Source organism: Dyadobacter luteus (genome assembly GCF_003383615.1).
Classification (GTDB): Bacteria; Bacteroidota; Bacteroidia; order Cytophagales; family Spirosomataceae; genus Dyadobacter; species Dyadobacter luteus.
The window spans coordinates 272,205-286,615 of sequence record NZ_QNUL01000004.1; the positions used below are offsets into that span (position 1 = coordinate 272,205).

Consider the following 14,411-nt stretch of genomic DNA (forward strand, 5'->3'; position numbering starts at 1 on the left):
CTTGCGCTAATGCTATTTTAGAAAACATAATCTGCATTTAGAAGCAGGTTGCGCTTTGGGAAACCGGCTTCTTGGGTATTATTTCATTCCGATTACTTCAATTGCCTTTTCCAATAGTTCGTCGCGACCTTCGTTCAGCGCCTTGATGGTCGGTTTCACATATACATCCGGAAGAATACCTACCCGCTGTGTTTCACGGCCATCGGGATAATATACACCCACTCCACTTATTCCAGTACTAATTCCACCTGGTAAATAGAATTGCGAAAAATCCCCATCAGCTCCGGCTGTCGGTGAGCCGACTACCATTGCATTGGGATGAACCCGGTAGCGCATGGCATGAAATTCTGATGCACTCTGAGAAACTTCATTGATAAGTATAACTACTTTTCCTTTATAGTAATCCGGATTCTCCCGGCCGGTGATCAACGGGTCTTCCAGAGTAAACGTGCCCGGGTTTTCAATACTACCGTAAGATCGCTGCACAAAATCAGTTGGTTTTGGCAGGAGATAATTACAGAATTCGTAGCCGGGAAAATCGCCTGGGTAGTTTCTCAGGTCAATAATCAGTCCCTTTGTTTCTTTGATTTTTTGCCATAATGCTGGTAGATCAGCTCTTTTAAGGAGACTGTTGTCGATGTAAGCAATATCCTTTTCTATTAAAGCAAAGGAAGTATCTGATTTGACTGTTTTTAGATGGGATTGTAGTTCATTTCGATTGCTTGTATTTAAGGTTTTGCTGTAAGTATTATTTTCTCTTTTATAGCTGATATTGATATTTGGGTCATTGGTTCTCAGTATGTTTTGAGCCATATCTCTCAATCTGGCTGCCTGGTTGGACGCAGGGAAATATTTGGATTTCCTCGATATATTTCCCATTTATTTTCGTGATAATATCGCCTTTGATTAATGCATTAGCCTTCGTACTTTCCTGATATTTACTTGCTGTTACAGCCAGTTGGTCTTCGATGAATTTCACTTCATAAGGAATACTATTTTCTCCAAGGTACATAGATAATGCCTTATTTTCTCCCAAAATATTTGCATGTGAGTCACTTATTTTACCTATTAATTCCAAGGCATACAGCGTGTATTCTGTTTTATTTTTAGCATTAATAAATTTGGGAAGAAATTCTTTCATCACAATTTTCCAATCTTGACCGATAAGATTTTTGTAGGGGAAATAATATTGAATGATGTTCCAATATCTGAAAAGTGAAAGTAATCGGAATCCGGCGTCAGGATATGGCATAGACAAGTAGGGGGATTCATTTTTGAATTCCGGGTTAAGCAAATGGGTGTTTAATCCAATGTAGTAGTGGTGATTGTCACGCTTTGCATCTTTCACTTTAAGTAAAGACTTTCGGAGCTCCTGTGAAAAGCCGGAGTTGGAGATCCAATCCAGGTCAGGCTGTAGCTTCGTTAATTTTGAATCAATGACTTTCGGAGGATCCTCCGGGAAATCTCCGAGGCTGTTTATCCAGTCCGTCAGCAGGTTGTCAACGTTTACGTTCTCTTTAAGAAGCCTTGATGCTATCCGGAAAAGCTCATAATCCCAATTGTATTTGCCACTGGCGATATGCGGATGATAGTATTTAAGTAATCCCCAGACCAAACCAAGGTTATATAACTTTTCGGCTTGCTTGTCGCTCAGATCAGTCAGATCCAATCCTGATCCGTTGTCAAACTCTCTGTCTTTTTCGGCTGCGTACTCCTTTCTTTCTATGGGAGAGATGCTGTCGATAGGTTTTCCATCAATATATATCTGAAAGTTATCCAGCCATAGCTTTCCACTTCCGAATAAAGCTCCTCCTACCACGATTTGTTTGGTTTTTTCTGGATTCATTGTCAGACTTACCTCATATTCCGACCAGTCGGTAGTGCCCTCCACTTTTACCTCGTGATATCCCAATGCAGGATCAATGCGTATCCAAAGAGCGGCATATCCGTTTTCGATATTTTGGGTTTTTACGAATCCTTTGAGCGTAACGGTGTTTCCCGGATAGTTTTCCGGCAGTGAATAAGACAATGTTTTATATCCTGGCTTTCCCGTACCGAGCTCAATTGAAGCCGAATATGTTCCATTGTATTTGGTTATAGAATCTTTGTTGATCTGATAATTATCATCCCCAAATATTTTCCACCCGATCGGTAAATTTTGATCATTTTTTTCAAAATCTAAATTTAACTTTTGTGGGGATTCTTTATTTCGCTGACCGAATGAAAATAAGTTAGTCAATAGTAGGAGGGCCGCTGCTATATATGTTTTCATTGCATAAGTTTATTTCATTAAACTGCAATGTAGGAAGGTATTTATGCCCGAGACAGGTAGTGTCAATTCATTTAACATTAATTATGATTATGTGAATTCCGGAAATAATGAATATTGTATTTCTAAGTATTTCTTTTTCAGTCTATAAATGATATTTTATGTAACCGATGTAAATTATTTATGTATATTGGCCTGTCTGCATCTAGATGTAGCCGATTTTTCTTTAAACTTTAACATGTTTCACCTCATCTGACGTTCATGAAAAAATATCACTACACTTGTTTACTATCTATATTTACCTTTTTAATTTTTTGTGCTCCATTATACGCTCAGTACCATATTGGTGTTCGGGGAGGTATGAATTTTGCCAAATTCGGATCTGCTAATGTCATTGACTACAAGGTGAACGTAAGACCAAGTGTGGCTGTTATCCTGAATAAGCCGTTAAACTCAGCTTTTAGTATTCAATTGGAACCTGGTTTTTCCGGTAGGGGAGCCAGATATGATGACGAGATGGAATATGTTTCGAATAATGTAGATGTCAGGCAAGTAGATTCAGGCAAAATCTTCGTCAATTATATTGAGATGCCGATATTGTTCCAGTACAAAAGCAAGTTGGGAGCGCTTGATTTGATACTATCTGCTGGGCCGGACGTGAAATTGCTTGTCGGAAAAATGAGATTCAAGGCTTCGAATCAAATTTATCACGATGGCGTAACCATCATTGATGCAGTAACTGACACTAAATTTGACAGGCAAGGTGGCTGGAGAAGCTTTGATTACGGACTGACAGGTGGTGCAGGACTCGCTTATCCGTTGAAAAACTTAAAGTTGTTTGCAGAAGCGCGCTACCATATGGGGTTACGTAAAATAATATCTAGCGGATTTCATTCCAACAATCGCGGACTATCGGCGCATGCCGGAATTTTGTTTCCAATCAAATTCTGATATTTCCAATCTGTACAATCAGGGCAGCGCGAAAACCATTATAGATCCGGATGGATTTTCTTCCGTACCAGCTACTGAAAGTGCTACATACTGTTTGCCTTTGATCTGATAGGTACTTGGAATTGCATTGGCTATGGCAGGTAACTTTTTTTGCCAGAGCATCTTCCCGGCTTTTTTGTCGAACGCTCGAAACAGGTTGTCGGCCGTGCCGGCGATAAATATCAGCCCGCCTGCCGTCACAATAGGCCCTGGTTTGCTATCCTGACCTGTATCGGGCATTCCGGGCAGCTTGTATTTAGGCTTGTTTCCATAGGGGATTTGCCATTCATATTCTCCTGTCGCCAGATTCAATGCATGCAGTGTTCCCCAGGGTGGGCGCAGCGCAGGATTACCCTGGTCGTCCAAAAATGGTTGGTAGGCAGTAATGTTCATCAGCCGCTCTTTGCTGGTATCTTCTTTGTCTGCTTCAGACTTTGCCACTTTGAGAGGACTTTGCTTTAAATCACTCAGGTATGTGAGTACTGCCTCCTGTTGTTCTGAAGTAAGCGAGCTGCCAAATGCCGGCATTACGCCAGCCCCTTTTTGAATTTTGCTTAAAATCTGTTCAGGTTTCATGCGCCGGGCAACGTCGGTCAGTGAAGGATACGCCGGCTTGTCACTTTCCCTATCAGCTCCGTGGCAAGACGCGCAATGCGTTTGGTAGATCACCCGGCCATGTGTAGCTACATCCAGGCCTGTCGTTGCCTGATTGTTACCCACCTTGGCAATGGTTTGGATTTCGGGAGAATCATTGGATTTGAAGTATAGCATCGATGTTTCCGGGTCGTACGCCGCTCCGCCCCATTCCACGCCGCCCAGAGTTCCGGGCAATACCAGAGTGCCTTTCTGATCAGGTGGTGTGAACATTCCTTCATACCGCAATGATCTGAATCTTTTCAGGGTAGCCTCATGATCCGCTCCCGGAAAATTGGTCAGGTCTGCTTCTGTGATGTGTTGTCGGGAGTAGGGGGCGGGTTTCAGGGGAAACGGCTGGGTGGGCCAGGCGTGCTCGCCGGGCATATTGGATACGGGTACCTTTCGTTCTTCAATCGGGAATAATGACTTGCCCGTTTGGCGATCAAAGACAAATACAAAACCATGTTTGGTAAGTTGAACTACAGCGTCAACAGGTTTTCCGTCTTTTTTGATTGTTACAAGATTGGGTGGGGCGGGAAGATCATAATCCCACAGATCGTGGTGGACTATCTGGTAGTGCCACACATATTTACCTGTAGCCGCGTCAAGTGCAAGAAGGCTGTTTCCATACAAGTTGGCTCCGGTTCTGTCCGCCCCGTAAAAGTCGTAGGAAGGCGCTCCCAAAGGGATATACACAATGCCTCTTTTGCTGTCGACACTCATGCCTGCCCAGTTGTTCGCACTTCCTGCATATTTGTAGGCATCTTTCGGCCAGGTTTCGTACCCTGGCTCGCCGGGGTGAGGAATGGTGTGGAAAGTCCATACCAATTTGCCCGTTTTACAATCATACGCCCGTATGTATCCGGGAGGAGCATCGTATACATCAGGCAGGCGCAAACCGGTAATGATCAAATCTTTGTAAACGATGCCTGGACTTGTCATGGCCACCGAAATTTTTTCAGGATCATCCCGGAGTCCTACGTTCAGATTTATCCTTCCATTGTCACCAAAGGATGGGACCAACTCACCTGTGGTGGCGTTGAGCGCAAACAGATAATTGCCAGCCGAAAAGATGATTCTTTTGTCGTCGTTTTTCTGCCAGTAGGTAACTGCCCGTACAGGGCCGCTGCCCTCTTGGCCATCAAATGGGTCATAGGACCATATTTTCTTACCGGTTTCAGCATCAAGTGCGTATACGATTACTCTTGCAGAAGTTGTGTACATCACACCGTCTACAATAATCGGGTTGCTTTGACTTACTCCGGCTCTTCCGCCGGCAGCAACATCCCCGAAATCATAGCTCCACGCAGTTTGCAGAGTCTTTACATTTGAGGTATTAATCTGGTCGAGCGATGAGTAGCTGGAGCTGTTTTCATCTGCCTTATAAACTGACCATGACCGGTCTTGATTCTTGTCAGAACCACAACCGGCCATGGTCAATGTGAGAATCAGAAGTGTTAGTTTACAGATCGAAGTAGCGGATTTTTGCATGAAATATTGAAGTGGTTGGCTGGTCAATATTTCATCAAACCTAAAAAATCCTTGCCGGATTGTTGCCAGGTTTACAGGGATTTATCAGTGAGGCTTTCCATAAAGCTGATTACGTGCTGTATTTCCTGAGGCGTAAGCTCCAGTTTGTCGGCTGCCAGTGTCTGATTAGGTACAGACAATCCCATACCTGCTCCGCCACCTTCGTTATAAAAGTCCATCACTTGCTCCAGTGTTGCATAGGCTCCATTGTGCATATAAGGAGCTGTTTTGCCGATATTTCTTAAAGAGCTTGTTTTGAAAGCGTTTTGCCATTGCGGAAACTTATTATGTCTCCCACGCCCCAGATCCGAATCCATCACCGGATGTTTAAAATCGGTGTTACTTGTTACGCCCAGCACCTCAGATTCGGAACGCTGATAGTCTGGAGGGACAGTTCCGTTGAACAGCGGAATAAAATGGCAGGTGCCACATTTTGCTTTGCCCATAAAAAGATTAAATCCTTTTACCTGTCCATCGGTCAAAGCCTTTTTGTCTCCACGCATGTACTGATCAAACGAAGAGTTAAAAGGACTTAAGGAGCGCACAAAACTAGCCAGCGCATTCTGTACATGAATAGGCTGAATAGAGTCAGAATATGCTTTTTTGAACAGAGAAACGTAAGCATCGTCACTGGCGATCATCTTCGTAATCGCCTGCAGGGAGCCATGCATTTCATCTGTATTATGGATCACGTCGGACGCCTGGTCTTCGAGAGATGGTGAACGCAGATCGTAAAAAGTAGCCTGTTGTAAGGCCGCATACATAATTGTTGGAGCGTTGCGGAGAATATTGCCGTTTACAAAACCTTTACTGGTTTTAAGCCCGTCTGAATAAGCGAGGGCGGGGGAGTGGCAGGATCCGCAGTTGGTGTTGCCATTCCCGGAAAGTTTGCCGTCGTAAAACAGCTTCTCTCCCAGTGCAACACGGTCTGCTGTGGATTTGAAGTCAGGATTGGTTACAAGTGCTTCTGCGTCGAAAGCGCCAGGTTCAAATAATGTAGCAGCATCACCTCGCAACAATTTTCCATCCTGGATAAAAGCGATTCCGGCCTTTTTCTGCTCATTGTGAAGTAACTGGCAAATCGGGTTGAGGTGCTCTGTAATAAAAGCTGCTCTGTCCAGTGAGTTGAAGTCTTTTTGGGCTTCGAGAAAAATAAGTGCAGCTTCTACCTTCTCATTGAGTGCATCTGTATCATGAAGTACTTTGTCATAGATGTCAATGTATTCTCTGAATGCAGTCAGTACGGTTTTGCTTTCTTCCACAGCATTACCGGACCCGGGCGTGTCAAAACCCGAGATTCCCAAGGTTGTTAGCCTGAACATTTCTAAACGTAGCGCGTCCAACGCCTGGGCATCGGTAAGCTGAATATCCTCCCAAAGCATTTTAATCCGTTTGAGATTGACCTGCAATTTGCGGATGTGACGGATCAGTTCGTCTTTGTCAATTGCGTCGTCGGTAAAGATCAATTCTTCAATAACCTGTAATCCTCCCGGTTCGAATACTGCATTTTCTTCATCTTCGACTTCGTCGAGCGGAGCACCGTTTACAAGTTTTACCGTGCTCGGAGTGAAGTATTCTGCGAATGCTTCTATTTGTTTGTAGCGTAAGCGTAGCTTCAGAAATTCGTGCTGAAGTTCCCGTTTCGGAGATCCGCCTCTGGCTTTGCCCAAGAAGTCGTCATTTTTATTGATAACGATATTCAAATCGCCGATAAAATATTCTCTTACTTGCTGCGACGGACTCTGTTTCGAACATGCACTTAAAAACCATAGGGCTGAGCATACGATAGTCAGTTTGAAAAAATATCTCATATTGGTCTGAAAACCAGATAAGGAAGGCCCCGTCAGATGAGGCCTTCCTTATACTTATTTTGAACAAAAAACTATTGTTTGATTCCTCTTACGATGACAGTCTGGCCACCTTCCTTGTTTGTAGAAAGACCGCTTCCGTCAGCGCCTTTGTACTTATCATCCTGCCATGTATGTGGGTGGATGTTGATCATGAAGGTTTCAGGAATACCAACGATATCCGAAATGTCGATCATTGCTCCATACTCCCATGTGCTCAGGGAGTTATTGCCAACAGAGTTGTATTTCGAATTGAATGCCATTTCGTTGCGTCTGTGGTTCATCTGGATCATCGCCTTAGACTCTTTCGTAGCGATGTTGTATTGCCAGATCGTACCATCGTGGTCATTGTCGCGGTAGAATGAATCACCATCTTCCTGCACGTACACGTAATTCTTTGTTACACAAATGTTATCAGGGTTTACAATGAAGTTACCTGGTCTGTCGGCTCCGTCCATGATGATGTTCAGCTTACCCTTCAATGGATTAGCAGCATCGAAAGTCAGGTGATATACACGTCCCCACATGTTTTTTCCAGCCACAGGAGTTATTTTGTCCGACTGGCTCACACCAGTTGCGGTAAAGTAAATCTCACGACCCACACCATCCTTTACGTAATCGATATCTTCAACACGGGCAAACTGAATCATTTTTTTGTCGACAGTTTGCGCCTGAAGCTGTGTTCCAGTGCTTGTTTTTACATCGTCAAAAGGAACGAATTCTACGTCATAAGACTGACCCTGCGTCATATCAGTTTCTACGCTGTTCTGATTGGTACGGCGCAACGCATATAGTTTTCCGTTGTTGAGATCACCTACCGTTTCAGAAACATAGGCTACCAACTGACCATTGGTATCATCTTCTCCGATGATAATCACTGTTTTACCAGGAAATGCTGTTTTGGGCAGCGGCACTGCGTTTTCTGCATTCCATTTTCCGAAAGCAGCAACAGCTCTCGTTTTGTTCTTTTTGTCGGCTGGCGCGAATGGATCAATCGCGTGTGTCATCGACTCTGAGTTGGTTTCACCAGCAGTAAGGAATACAGGTCCGAAGCCGTGCTCTTGAGGTGTTGCAAGTGTTGCAGAACACAAGCGCCACTGTCCGCCTTCAGCATCAACGATATATTCTCCTTTCACAGGCTTTAGCTCCTTGTCAAGAAACACACGGGATACCGAGAAAAGGATCTCGTGGTTGTTGAGCATGATGTAACCTTCGCCATTAGGGTTTTTCATGAAAGCACCTCCGTCAGGTTGTGCACCATATACAAAACCCGGCGAGTCTTGCAATTGATCATCAGAACTGATCAGCGTAGTGATTTTCAGATCTTCGAAACCTGGCATCGCTTTCACAAGCGAAGGGTTCACAGAGCGATCAACAAGTTTGTTTGCATCGACAGGTGTCTGATGATCCTGAAGATTACATCCTGAAAAGGTCATAGCCCCCAGGATAAGCGCAGCAGCTGCGTTACGTGTAGAATTTAATAAATACATTTTCAATGGTGAGTAGTTTCTGCAAAACTATACACCTGCCGCCTCGCTGTGATTAAGCCATTGTTAAGCTATTGTTAATTCGGTGAAAATGAGAGATATGTAACCGGATGGCACGTTCCTGAGTGTCTTCGGGTTCAACTTGCTGAGGGCTTCTGAAAGGCATTGATAATAGCTATTTCAAAAGCTTATCCAGCACGTCATTATTCAGCAAAACAGATGGGCGATCGGCATATGAATTGATGATTTTTCCGTCCTTTTCGATCAGTGCATAATGAGGAATACCATCTACCCTAAACCCCGATGATAGACTGTTCTGACTTTGTTTGTCAATGCCGTGCATACCCTTCAGATCAGGATGTTTTGCCAGGTATCTTTTCCATTTTTCGACATCTCCATCTTTTGAAATATACATAAATACGATATCCGGGTTATCAGCGTACTTTTTTGATAGCTTCTTTGAGTATTTCAGCTCTTCAATACATGGCCCACACCAGGTGGCCCAAAAGTCTAAATAAACCAGTTTTCCTTTCAAATCAGCAAGTGTGAATTCTTTTCCTTCTATATCATTTACAGCTACCTGAGGGGGAAGTTGTCCGGCTTTGGTAACACTGATCTCAGACAGTAAATACTCCAGATCTGTAAGGTAATCTGATGTCGGATACGCTGATTTAAATGAATTGACAATAGCATCTGCTTTTTCAAAATTATACTCAGTGGCTAAATAAGTGCAGTTGTGCATAGCCAGAATGAATTCATGGTATTGGGTTATATCAGTTTTTGCAAGAATAGCTTCTTTAATAACTTCATACTTACTGTCCCAATTTTTATCTGTGAGGGAAATGTGATGATCAATTGGTGCAGTAAGCTGTACATTAAAGTCCAAACCTATATAATGACTGTAGGTTATCGGATTAATTTTGAGAAAATATGGATTGACTGAAAAGTTGGAAAAGTAATCCGGAGAATAAAAATTCTCCTTAGTTCCTTCTCGTGTCCAACGTTTTTCTGCTTTTGAAATGTTGCGGAGTTGCCTGTAAAAGTTAAAGTTCTTTCGTTCGCTAGTTGCGAATAAATAGTTACTGTGTAATAGTAATTCTTTATGATAAGTACTCAGGTGTGAGTCTTGCTGAATTTTGACGTTCAGTTCATTATAAGGTTTAGTTACCCTGGTCAAATAAAGATCTGCGTCTTGCTCTGATAAGGAAATAAACTTCTCAAAATTCTCGCTGTGCTGTTTTCTTATAACCTTGGTGATCTGGTCTGAGTCTTGCAGGTAGGAATTTATTAACCCTAAATCTCCGCCAAATGTTAATTTTCCATCGCTGAAGTGAAGAGAAACAGATTTGCCCGGTTCTATGTAAATATCCCTGCGAAAAATCGAAACACTATCATTCTTAACTACCGAAACTATCAGTCTTGTTGAATCAGAATGATTCAAATTTATCAATTCACTTTCTGCCTTTTTAAATGAAGAAGTGTATAGTGTGTCAGCAATCTGTGCAAAAGTTGAATACCTGATAATACTTATCTTTCCTCCTAGACATTCTTTACAACTTACCTGAATGGAGCTAACTGATTCCTTATTTATAAAACCCAAAAAGGTACTCAAAATTCCCAAAATAAATATTCTCATGTCGTAGTAGCATGGTATTGATTCTAAATTTAGAAATATTAATTAATATTCTGTATTTAATTTAAGCTTTTTGCGGATTTTAAAAGTTCACTTTGAAAGCTTTTTAACTTTAAGATATTTGAAATTTCTAAAGAATGATTTCAAGTAAGCGGTTATTGTTTAGTAACAAGAGTAATTTTACAGATATGCAAGTAGAGTTACATGCCTCGGTAGATGTACAATATGATGAACTGGCTGTCGGTCGCTGCTGGTTGAAAGTTGGAAAAAACTTTTATTGTTTTAAAGAAGGTTTCGTAAAGGTGTGGAACGGGCGAGGTAAGTGATCTGAGGTTGCTACATTTGTTGGAAGAAGAAATAGGCAGATTTAATATATCAACTAAATTTGACTATGAGAAAAGACGAGTATGTGGTGATGGAATAATTTAATATAATTCAGAAAGTATTTTGTCGTTCATTATATGCAAAAAGATATAATTCTAGTAATTATATACTTATTTGTATGCTTTTGCATATAAATATTGGTATATTTGATTAATTATATGTTTAAGCATATAGATTATGGAAAAGCTAGCAGAATTTGTAAAGTATAAAAGAAAACAGGCTCATTTGACACAGGAAGATTTGGCCTCTAGAGCCGGAGTCGCACTGACTGTAATCCGGAAAATTGAGCAGAATAAAGGAAATCTGAATCTTGAAAAAGTAAATCAGGTACTCCGAATGTTCGGTCACGAATTAGCTCCCGTAAACAGTAAAGACCTGAATCCCACAAATCAGACGACGTTGCTATGAGACAGGCAAGAATATTTTACAAGGATATAGAAGCAGGCCGCCTCATCGAGACGGATGATGGACTTATTTCCGAAGGATGGCTCCTGATGTTACTTTTAAAAGCTGGAAAGTGTTTAAACGACCTTATAGGATTTTTGTATTCCTGTTACCAAAATTGCATTGGTGCAGTGAGTGTAATACTTATTTCTCTACTGTAGCCATATCTTCAATTCCTGTATCACATCGGCTGTTACCTGATGTCCTCCCTCAAATTCAGAATAGGTAGGTTCAATACCCAGTTGATGAAGATAAGTTTTTGCTTCTCTGGCGTATGCTACATCAAGGGTTCTGTCCTGCTTACCGTGTGCAATAAAAACTTGCAGTTTTTTCAATTCATCTTTTTGAGCCGCAAATGGTTTGATTTCTTCGAGTAGCCTGCCACTCAGCGCAACGATTCCCTTCACAGAACCGGGATCGGTCAGGCCGATACTAAAGCTCATAATTGCTCCCTGACTGAATCCTCCAAGGTATACCTGTTCCAGATCATATTTTTGTTTAACCTGAACAATAAAATCCTGTATCATTTTCCGGCTTTGCTGTTCCTGCTGGGTATTGTATACGGGTTTTCCTGTTGAGAAATCGACCTGATACCATGCATAGCGCTCTGCGCCCATAGGGAAGGGTGCACGGACGGATATTATATAGAAATCCTCCGGCAAATAATCTGCCAGTGTAAAGAGGTCTTTTTCATTACTCCCTACGCCATGGAGCAAAATAATAGCTTTGCCTTTAATCCCTTTCTTTTCAGGTTCTTTGATCAGATATTGCAGGTTGGTTTGTGTCGTTTCCATGCTTGCGATGTTATCGTTCTTTCTTTTTTCTTCAGTTTTGACATAAATGATTGTCAGTCCGGTTAGGGCCTGCAATAGCAGGACAAATATCCATGTTGCTCTCATCCTATTTTTACCGATGTCATCGTGAGCGATCCGCCTACTGCCTGATCATTGAAAAACGAAATGTCTTCTTTGCCTGATTGCAGACCCAGGGTATACATCAGTGGCAGATAATGTTCAGGAGTGGGAATGGCCATCATCGCTTCACGTCCGAGCTGCGAATAATGGATCAGTGCTTTGTGGTCATGCTCTGCAATCAGCGATTTGAACTTATCGTTTAAATCCAATGCCCAGTCATAGCCGTATCCCTGCACGTCGTTTAGCCTGTTCCACGCTACCATTCTCAGGTTATGAACCATGTTTCCACTTCCGATAATCAGTACCCCTTTTTTACGTAATGCCAGTAATCCTTTTGCCAGGTCGTAGTGGTACTGTGCTCCTTTGGAATAGTCAATGCTCAGTTGCAGTACAGGTATTTTAGCTTCGGGATACATATGACGTACGACCGTCCAGGTTCCATGATCCAACCCCCAGTCATGATTGAGCTCTACTTTTGCGGAATGGATAAGACCTACAGTTTCCCGTGCCAGTTCGGGATTGCCAGGTGCCGGGTATTGCACTGCAAAAAGCTCAGGAGGAAAACCGCTAAAGTCATGTATTGTCCTAGGGAAGTCCATGGCTGTGATCTTAGTGCCTTGCGTGAACCAGTGCGCCGATACGACCAGTACAGCTGTAGGAGTAGGTATCTCCTTTGCCATTTGTGTCCATCTTCTGCTGAATTCGGTGTCTTCGATACCATTCATGGGTGATCCATGCCCGATAAATAATACCGGCATGAGCTGTGGCTGCTCAGGAAGAGAGTTGGTGAAATGTTTGAATGCTGAAAAAGTGCTCATGGCGATTGTACCAGTAATGGCAGTTGTTAAAAATTGTTTCCGTTGCATCGTTACAGCGGTATGATGTTATACTTTGTGATTGATTGTTTCTCAGTGGTGCAGGATTTTCCAACCCGCCAGCCAATTATAGTCGTATCGGATATTCAGCTGAATCAGCAGCAGTGTCATACTTTCCAACGTACGGCTCACTTGTAGCCCACCTGCAACAATGGGATTAAATCCTGCAATGCTTACCAGTTGTTCTACTACCTCTAATGCTTCCTGGTCGTCGCCTGCAATAAACGCATCTGCTTGTTTTTGGGAGATAACAGGTTGGGCAAAATCAGCAGCAAATACGGTGCTGAATGCTTTAACTATTTTAGAATGAGGTAACAGTAATTGCAGCTGCTCAGCGGCGCTTGTGTCCGGCGCTGTCACCAGACCGTCGTAGGTTTCATTCAACGGATTAGCGATACTGATCACTATTTTCTGGTTTGCAACCTGTTTAATCTTCCCGGCTAATTCCTGCTGGGCCTGATAGGGTACTGCCAGAATAATGATGTCCGCTTCCCAGGAGGCATCCGTCGGACATTGTGAAACAATCACATCTGCTGATGGATGAAGCGTTTGTATTTGGGATGCAAGTGCTTGTAATTGCTCTGTTTTGGATGAAAAAAGCAAAAGCCTGTAATTGCCTTTGGCAAGACTTTTCGAGATAGCTGTTCCCATGCTCCCGGTAGCTCCTATGATGGCAATAGTTTGTTTTGTGTTCATTGTAGCATCAATTTTGACACCACAAAATTACCAGCAAGGCCATACCTGCGCCAATGCGTTCAGGCAAGAAATTCTCTTGATTCAAATCAATGAAAATACTTGATTCACCTTCAGCTATGGTTTCGGGTTATTGATGCGGCTTCTGATCCGGCTGATCGTCTCAGGAGATAATCCCATAAAGGAGGCGATCATATGCTGTGCCACACGTTGGACAATATTTGGATAAAGCTCTATAAAGGATTTGTAGCGGTTTTCCGGAGACATACTGATCATCCCAAGCATTCGCTTTTGCAGAGCCACGTAAGCATCTGTTACCAGTATGCGTACATATGTTTCGTACTTGGGCATGGTTGTCAGCAGCTCCTCGTGTGATGTCCGGCTGATCAATACCAGCTCACAATCTTCAAGTGCATCAATATTTTGAGAGGAAACCTGCTCATGCATGAAGCTAGATAGATCGCTGATTGTCCAGCCTTCCAACGCGAATGCGGTGATGTGCTCCTGACCGTTTTCATCCACAACATAACTTCGAAGAGCGCCCTTTTCAACCAGTGCGATGTGTTTGCAAATGTCACCTTCCTGATGCAGATATTGTCGTTTGCGAAGTTTCTTGGGTGTCAGATATTGTTGAATATGAAGCTCTTCTGTTGGCGTTAGTTTTACTTTTTCGTTGAATTTTTGGAAGAAAACTTCGTACATGGCTGGA

At 42.6% G+C, this 14,411-nt stretch carries 12 protein-coding genes; 2 read left to right on the forward strand and 10 right to left on the reverse strand.

The features are described 5' to 3' along the window. Nucleotides 1–78 precede the first annotated feature (78 nt). Together DSL64_RS07905 and DSL64_RS07910 are read right to left on the reverse strand one after the other, a co-directional pair. Nucleotides 79–813 carry a S41 family peptidase gene (locus tag DSL64_RS07905; protein ID WP_158547894.1) on the reverse strand — a complete coding sequence of 245 codons (735 nt, stop codon included), beginning with the start codon at nucleotides 811–813 and terminating at the stop codon, nucleotides 79–81. Next, nucleotides 785–2,272, reverse strand: a complete 1,488-nt coding sequence (locus tag DSL64_RS07910; RefSeq protein ID WP_115830136.1) for a S41 family peptidase — start codon at nucleotides 2,270–2,272, stop codon at nucleotides 785–787. The genes DSL64_RS07905 and DSL64_RS07910 overlap by 29 nt, the downstream gene beginning before the upstream one ends. A 258-nt stretch (nucleotides 2,273–2,530) precedes the next feature. Here DSL64_RS07910 and DSL64_RS07915 point away from each other — a divergent pair, with 258 nt between their 5' ends. Beyond that, the gene (locus DSL64_RS07915) at nucleotides 2,531–3,220 is read left to right on the forward strand and encodes a porin family protein (RefSeq protein WP_115830137.1); all 690 of its coding nucleotides are present in this window, start codon (nucleotides 2,531–2,533) and stop codon (nucleotides 3,218–3,220) included. 18 nt (nucleotides 3,221–3,238) lie between these two features. Here the strand turns inward: DSL64_RS07915 and DSL64_RS07920 are convergent, their stop codons facing one another. The 4 genes from DSL64_RS07920 to DSL64_RS07935 all read right to left on the reverse strand — a co-directional run bounded on the left by DSL64_RS07920 (nucleotide 3,239) and on the right by DSL64_RS07935 (nucleotide 10,200). Continuing rightward, a complete protein-coding gene (locus DSL64_RS07920; protein ID WP_115830138.1) occupies nucleotides 3,239–5,386 on the reverse strand; it encodes a pyrroloquinoline quinone-dependent dehydrogenase in 2,148 nt (715 codons plus the stop codon). A gap of 71 nt (nucleotides 5,387–5,457) precedes the next feature. Next, nucleotides 5,458–7,236, reverse strand: coding sequence for a cytochrome-c peroxidase (locus DSL64_RS07925; RefSeq protein ID WP_115830139.1), 1,779 nt, complete (start codon nucleotides 7,234–7,236; stop codon nucleotides 5,458–5,460). Between the two features lie 71 nt (nucleotides 7,237–7,307). Continuing rightward, a complete protein-coding gene (locus DSL64_RS07930) occupies nucleotides 7,308–8,762 on the reverse strand; it encodes a PhoX family protein (RefSeq protein ID WP_115830140.1) in 1,455 nt (484 codons plus the stop codon). A 172-nt stretch (nucleotides 8,763–8,934) separates the two neighbouring features. Then, nucleotides 8,935–10,200: a TlpA family protein disulfide reductase gene (locus tag DSL64_RS07935; RefSeq protein WP_158547896.1), complete on the reverse strand. Its 1,266-nt coding sequence runs from the start codon at nucleotides 10,198–10,200 to the stop codon at nucleotides 8,935–8,937. 753 nt (nucleotides 10,201–10,953) lie between these two features. On the opposite strand from DSL64_RS07935, the gene DSL64_RS07945 reads away from it, so the two are divergent. Further along, on the forward strand, nucleotides 10,954–11,184 hold the full coding sequence (locus DSL64_RS07945) for a helix-turn-helix domain-containing protein (RefSeq protein ID WP_115830143.1): 231 nt from the start codon (nucleotides 10,954–10,956) through the stop codon (nucleotides 11,182–11,184). Nucleotides 11,185–11,372: 188 nt separating this feature from the next. Here DSL64_RS07945 and DSL64_RS07955 read toward each other — a convergent pair whose 3' ends face one another. The 4 genes from DSL64_RS07955 to DSL64_RS07970 all read right to left on the reverse strand — a co-directional run bounded on the left by DSL64_RS07955 (nucleotide 11,373) and on the right by DSL64_RS07970 (nucleotide 14,404). Beyond that, nucleotides 11,373–12,119, reverse strand: a complete 747-nt coding sequence (locus DSL64_RS07955) for an alpha/beta hydrolase (protein ID WP_229216994.1) — start codon at nucleotides 12,117–12,119, stop codon at nucleotides 11,373–11,375. Further along, nucleotides 12,116–12,952 carry a 4,5-DOPA-extradiol-dioxygenase gene (gene ygiD, locus DSL64_RS07960; RefSeq protein ID WP_115830145.1) on the reverse strand — a complete coding sequence of 279 codons (837 nt, stop codon included), beginning with the start codon at nucleotides 12,950–12,952 and terminating at the stop codon, nucleotides 12,116–12,118. Before ygiD ends, DSL64_RS07955 begins: the two co-directional genes overlap by 4 nt. Before the next feature lie 90 nt (nucleotides 12,953–13,042). Further along, nucleotides 13,043–13,705, reverse strand: coding sequence for an NADPH-dependent F420 reductase (locus DSL64_RS07965; protein WP_115830146.1), 663 nt, complete (start codon nucleotides 13,703–13,705; stop codon nucleotides 13,043–13,045). Nucleotides 13,706–13,819: 114 nt separating this feature from the next. Next, nucleotides 13,820–14,404 carry a Crp/Fnr family transcriptional regulator gene (locus tag DSL64_RS07970; RefSeq protein WP_115830147.1) on the reverse strand — a complete coding sequence of 195 codons (585 nt, stop codon included), beginning with the start codon at nucleotides 14,402–14,404 and terminating at the stop codon, nucleotides 13,820–13,822. Nucleotides 14,405–14,411 lie beyond the last annotated feature (7 nt).

Coding starts and splice junctions, on each gene's coding strand:
- DSL64_RS07905 (WP_158547894.1), bottom strand. CDS start 813: ATGGCTCAAAACATACTGAGAACCAATGACCCAAATATCAATATCAGC.
- DSL64_RS07910 (WP_115830136.1), bottom strand. CDS start 2,272: ATGAAAACATATATAGCAGCGGCCCTCCTACTATTGACTAACTTATTT.
- DSL64_RS07915 (WP_115830137.1), top strand. CDS start 2,531: ATGAAAAAATATCACTACACTTGTTTACTATCTATATTTACCTTTTTA.
- DSL64_RS07920 (WP_115830138.1), bottom strand. CDS start 5,386: ATGCAAAAATCCGCTACTTCGATCTGTAAACTAACACTTCTGATTCTC.
- DSL64_RS07925 (WP_115830139.1), bottom strand. CDS start 7,236: ATGAGATATTTTTTCAAACTGACTATCGTATGCTCAGCCCTATGGTTT.
- DSL64_RS07930 (WP_115830140.1), bottom strand. CDS start 8,762: ATGTATTTATTAAATTCTACACGTAACGCAGCTGCTGCGCTTATCCTG.
- DSL64_RS07945 (WP_115830143.1), top strand. CDS start 10,954: ATGGAAAAGCTAGCAGAATTTGTAAAGTATAAAAGAAAACAGGCTCAT.
- DSL64_RS07955 (WP_229216994.1), bottom strand. CDS start 12,119: ATGAGAGCAACATGGATATTTGTCCTGCTATTGCAGGCCCTAACCGGA.
- ygiD (WP_115830145.1), bottom strand. CDS start 12,952: ATGAGCACTTTTTCAGCATTCAAACATTTCACCAACTCTCTTCCTGAG.
- DSL64_RS07965 (WP_115830146.1), bottom strand. CDS start 13,705: ATGAACACAAAACAAACTATTGCCATCATAGGAGCTACCGGGAGCATG.
- DSL64_RS07970 (WP_115830147.1), bottom strand. CDS start 14,404: ATGTACGAAGTTTTCTTCCAAAAATTCAACGAAAAAGTAAAACTAACG.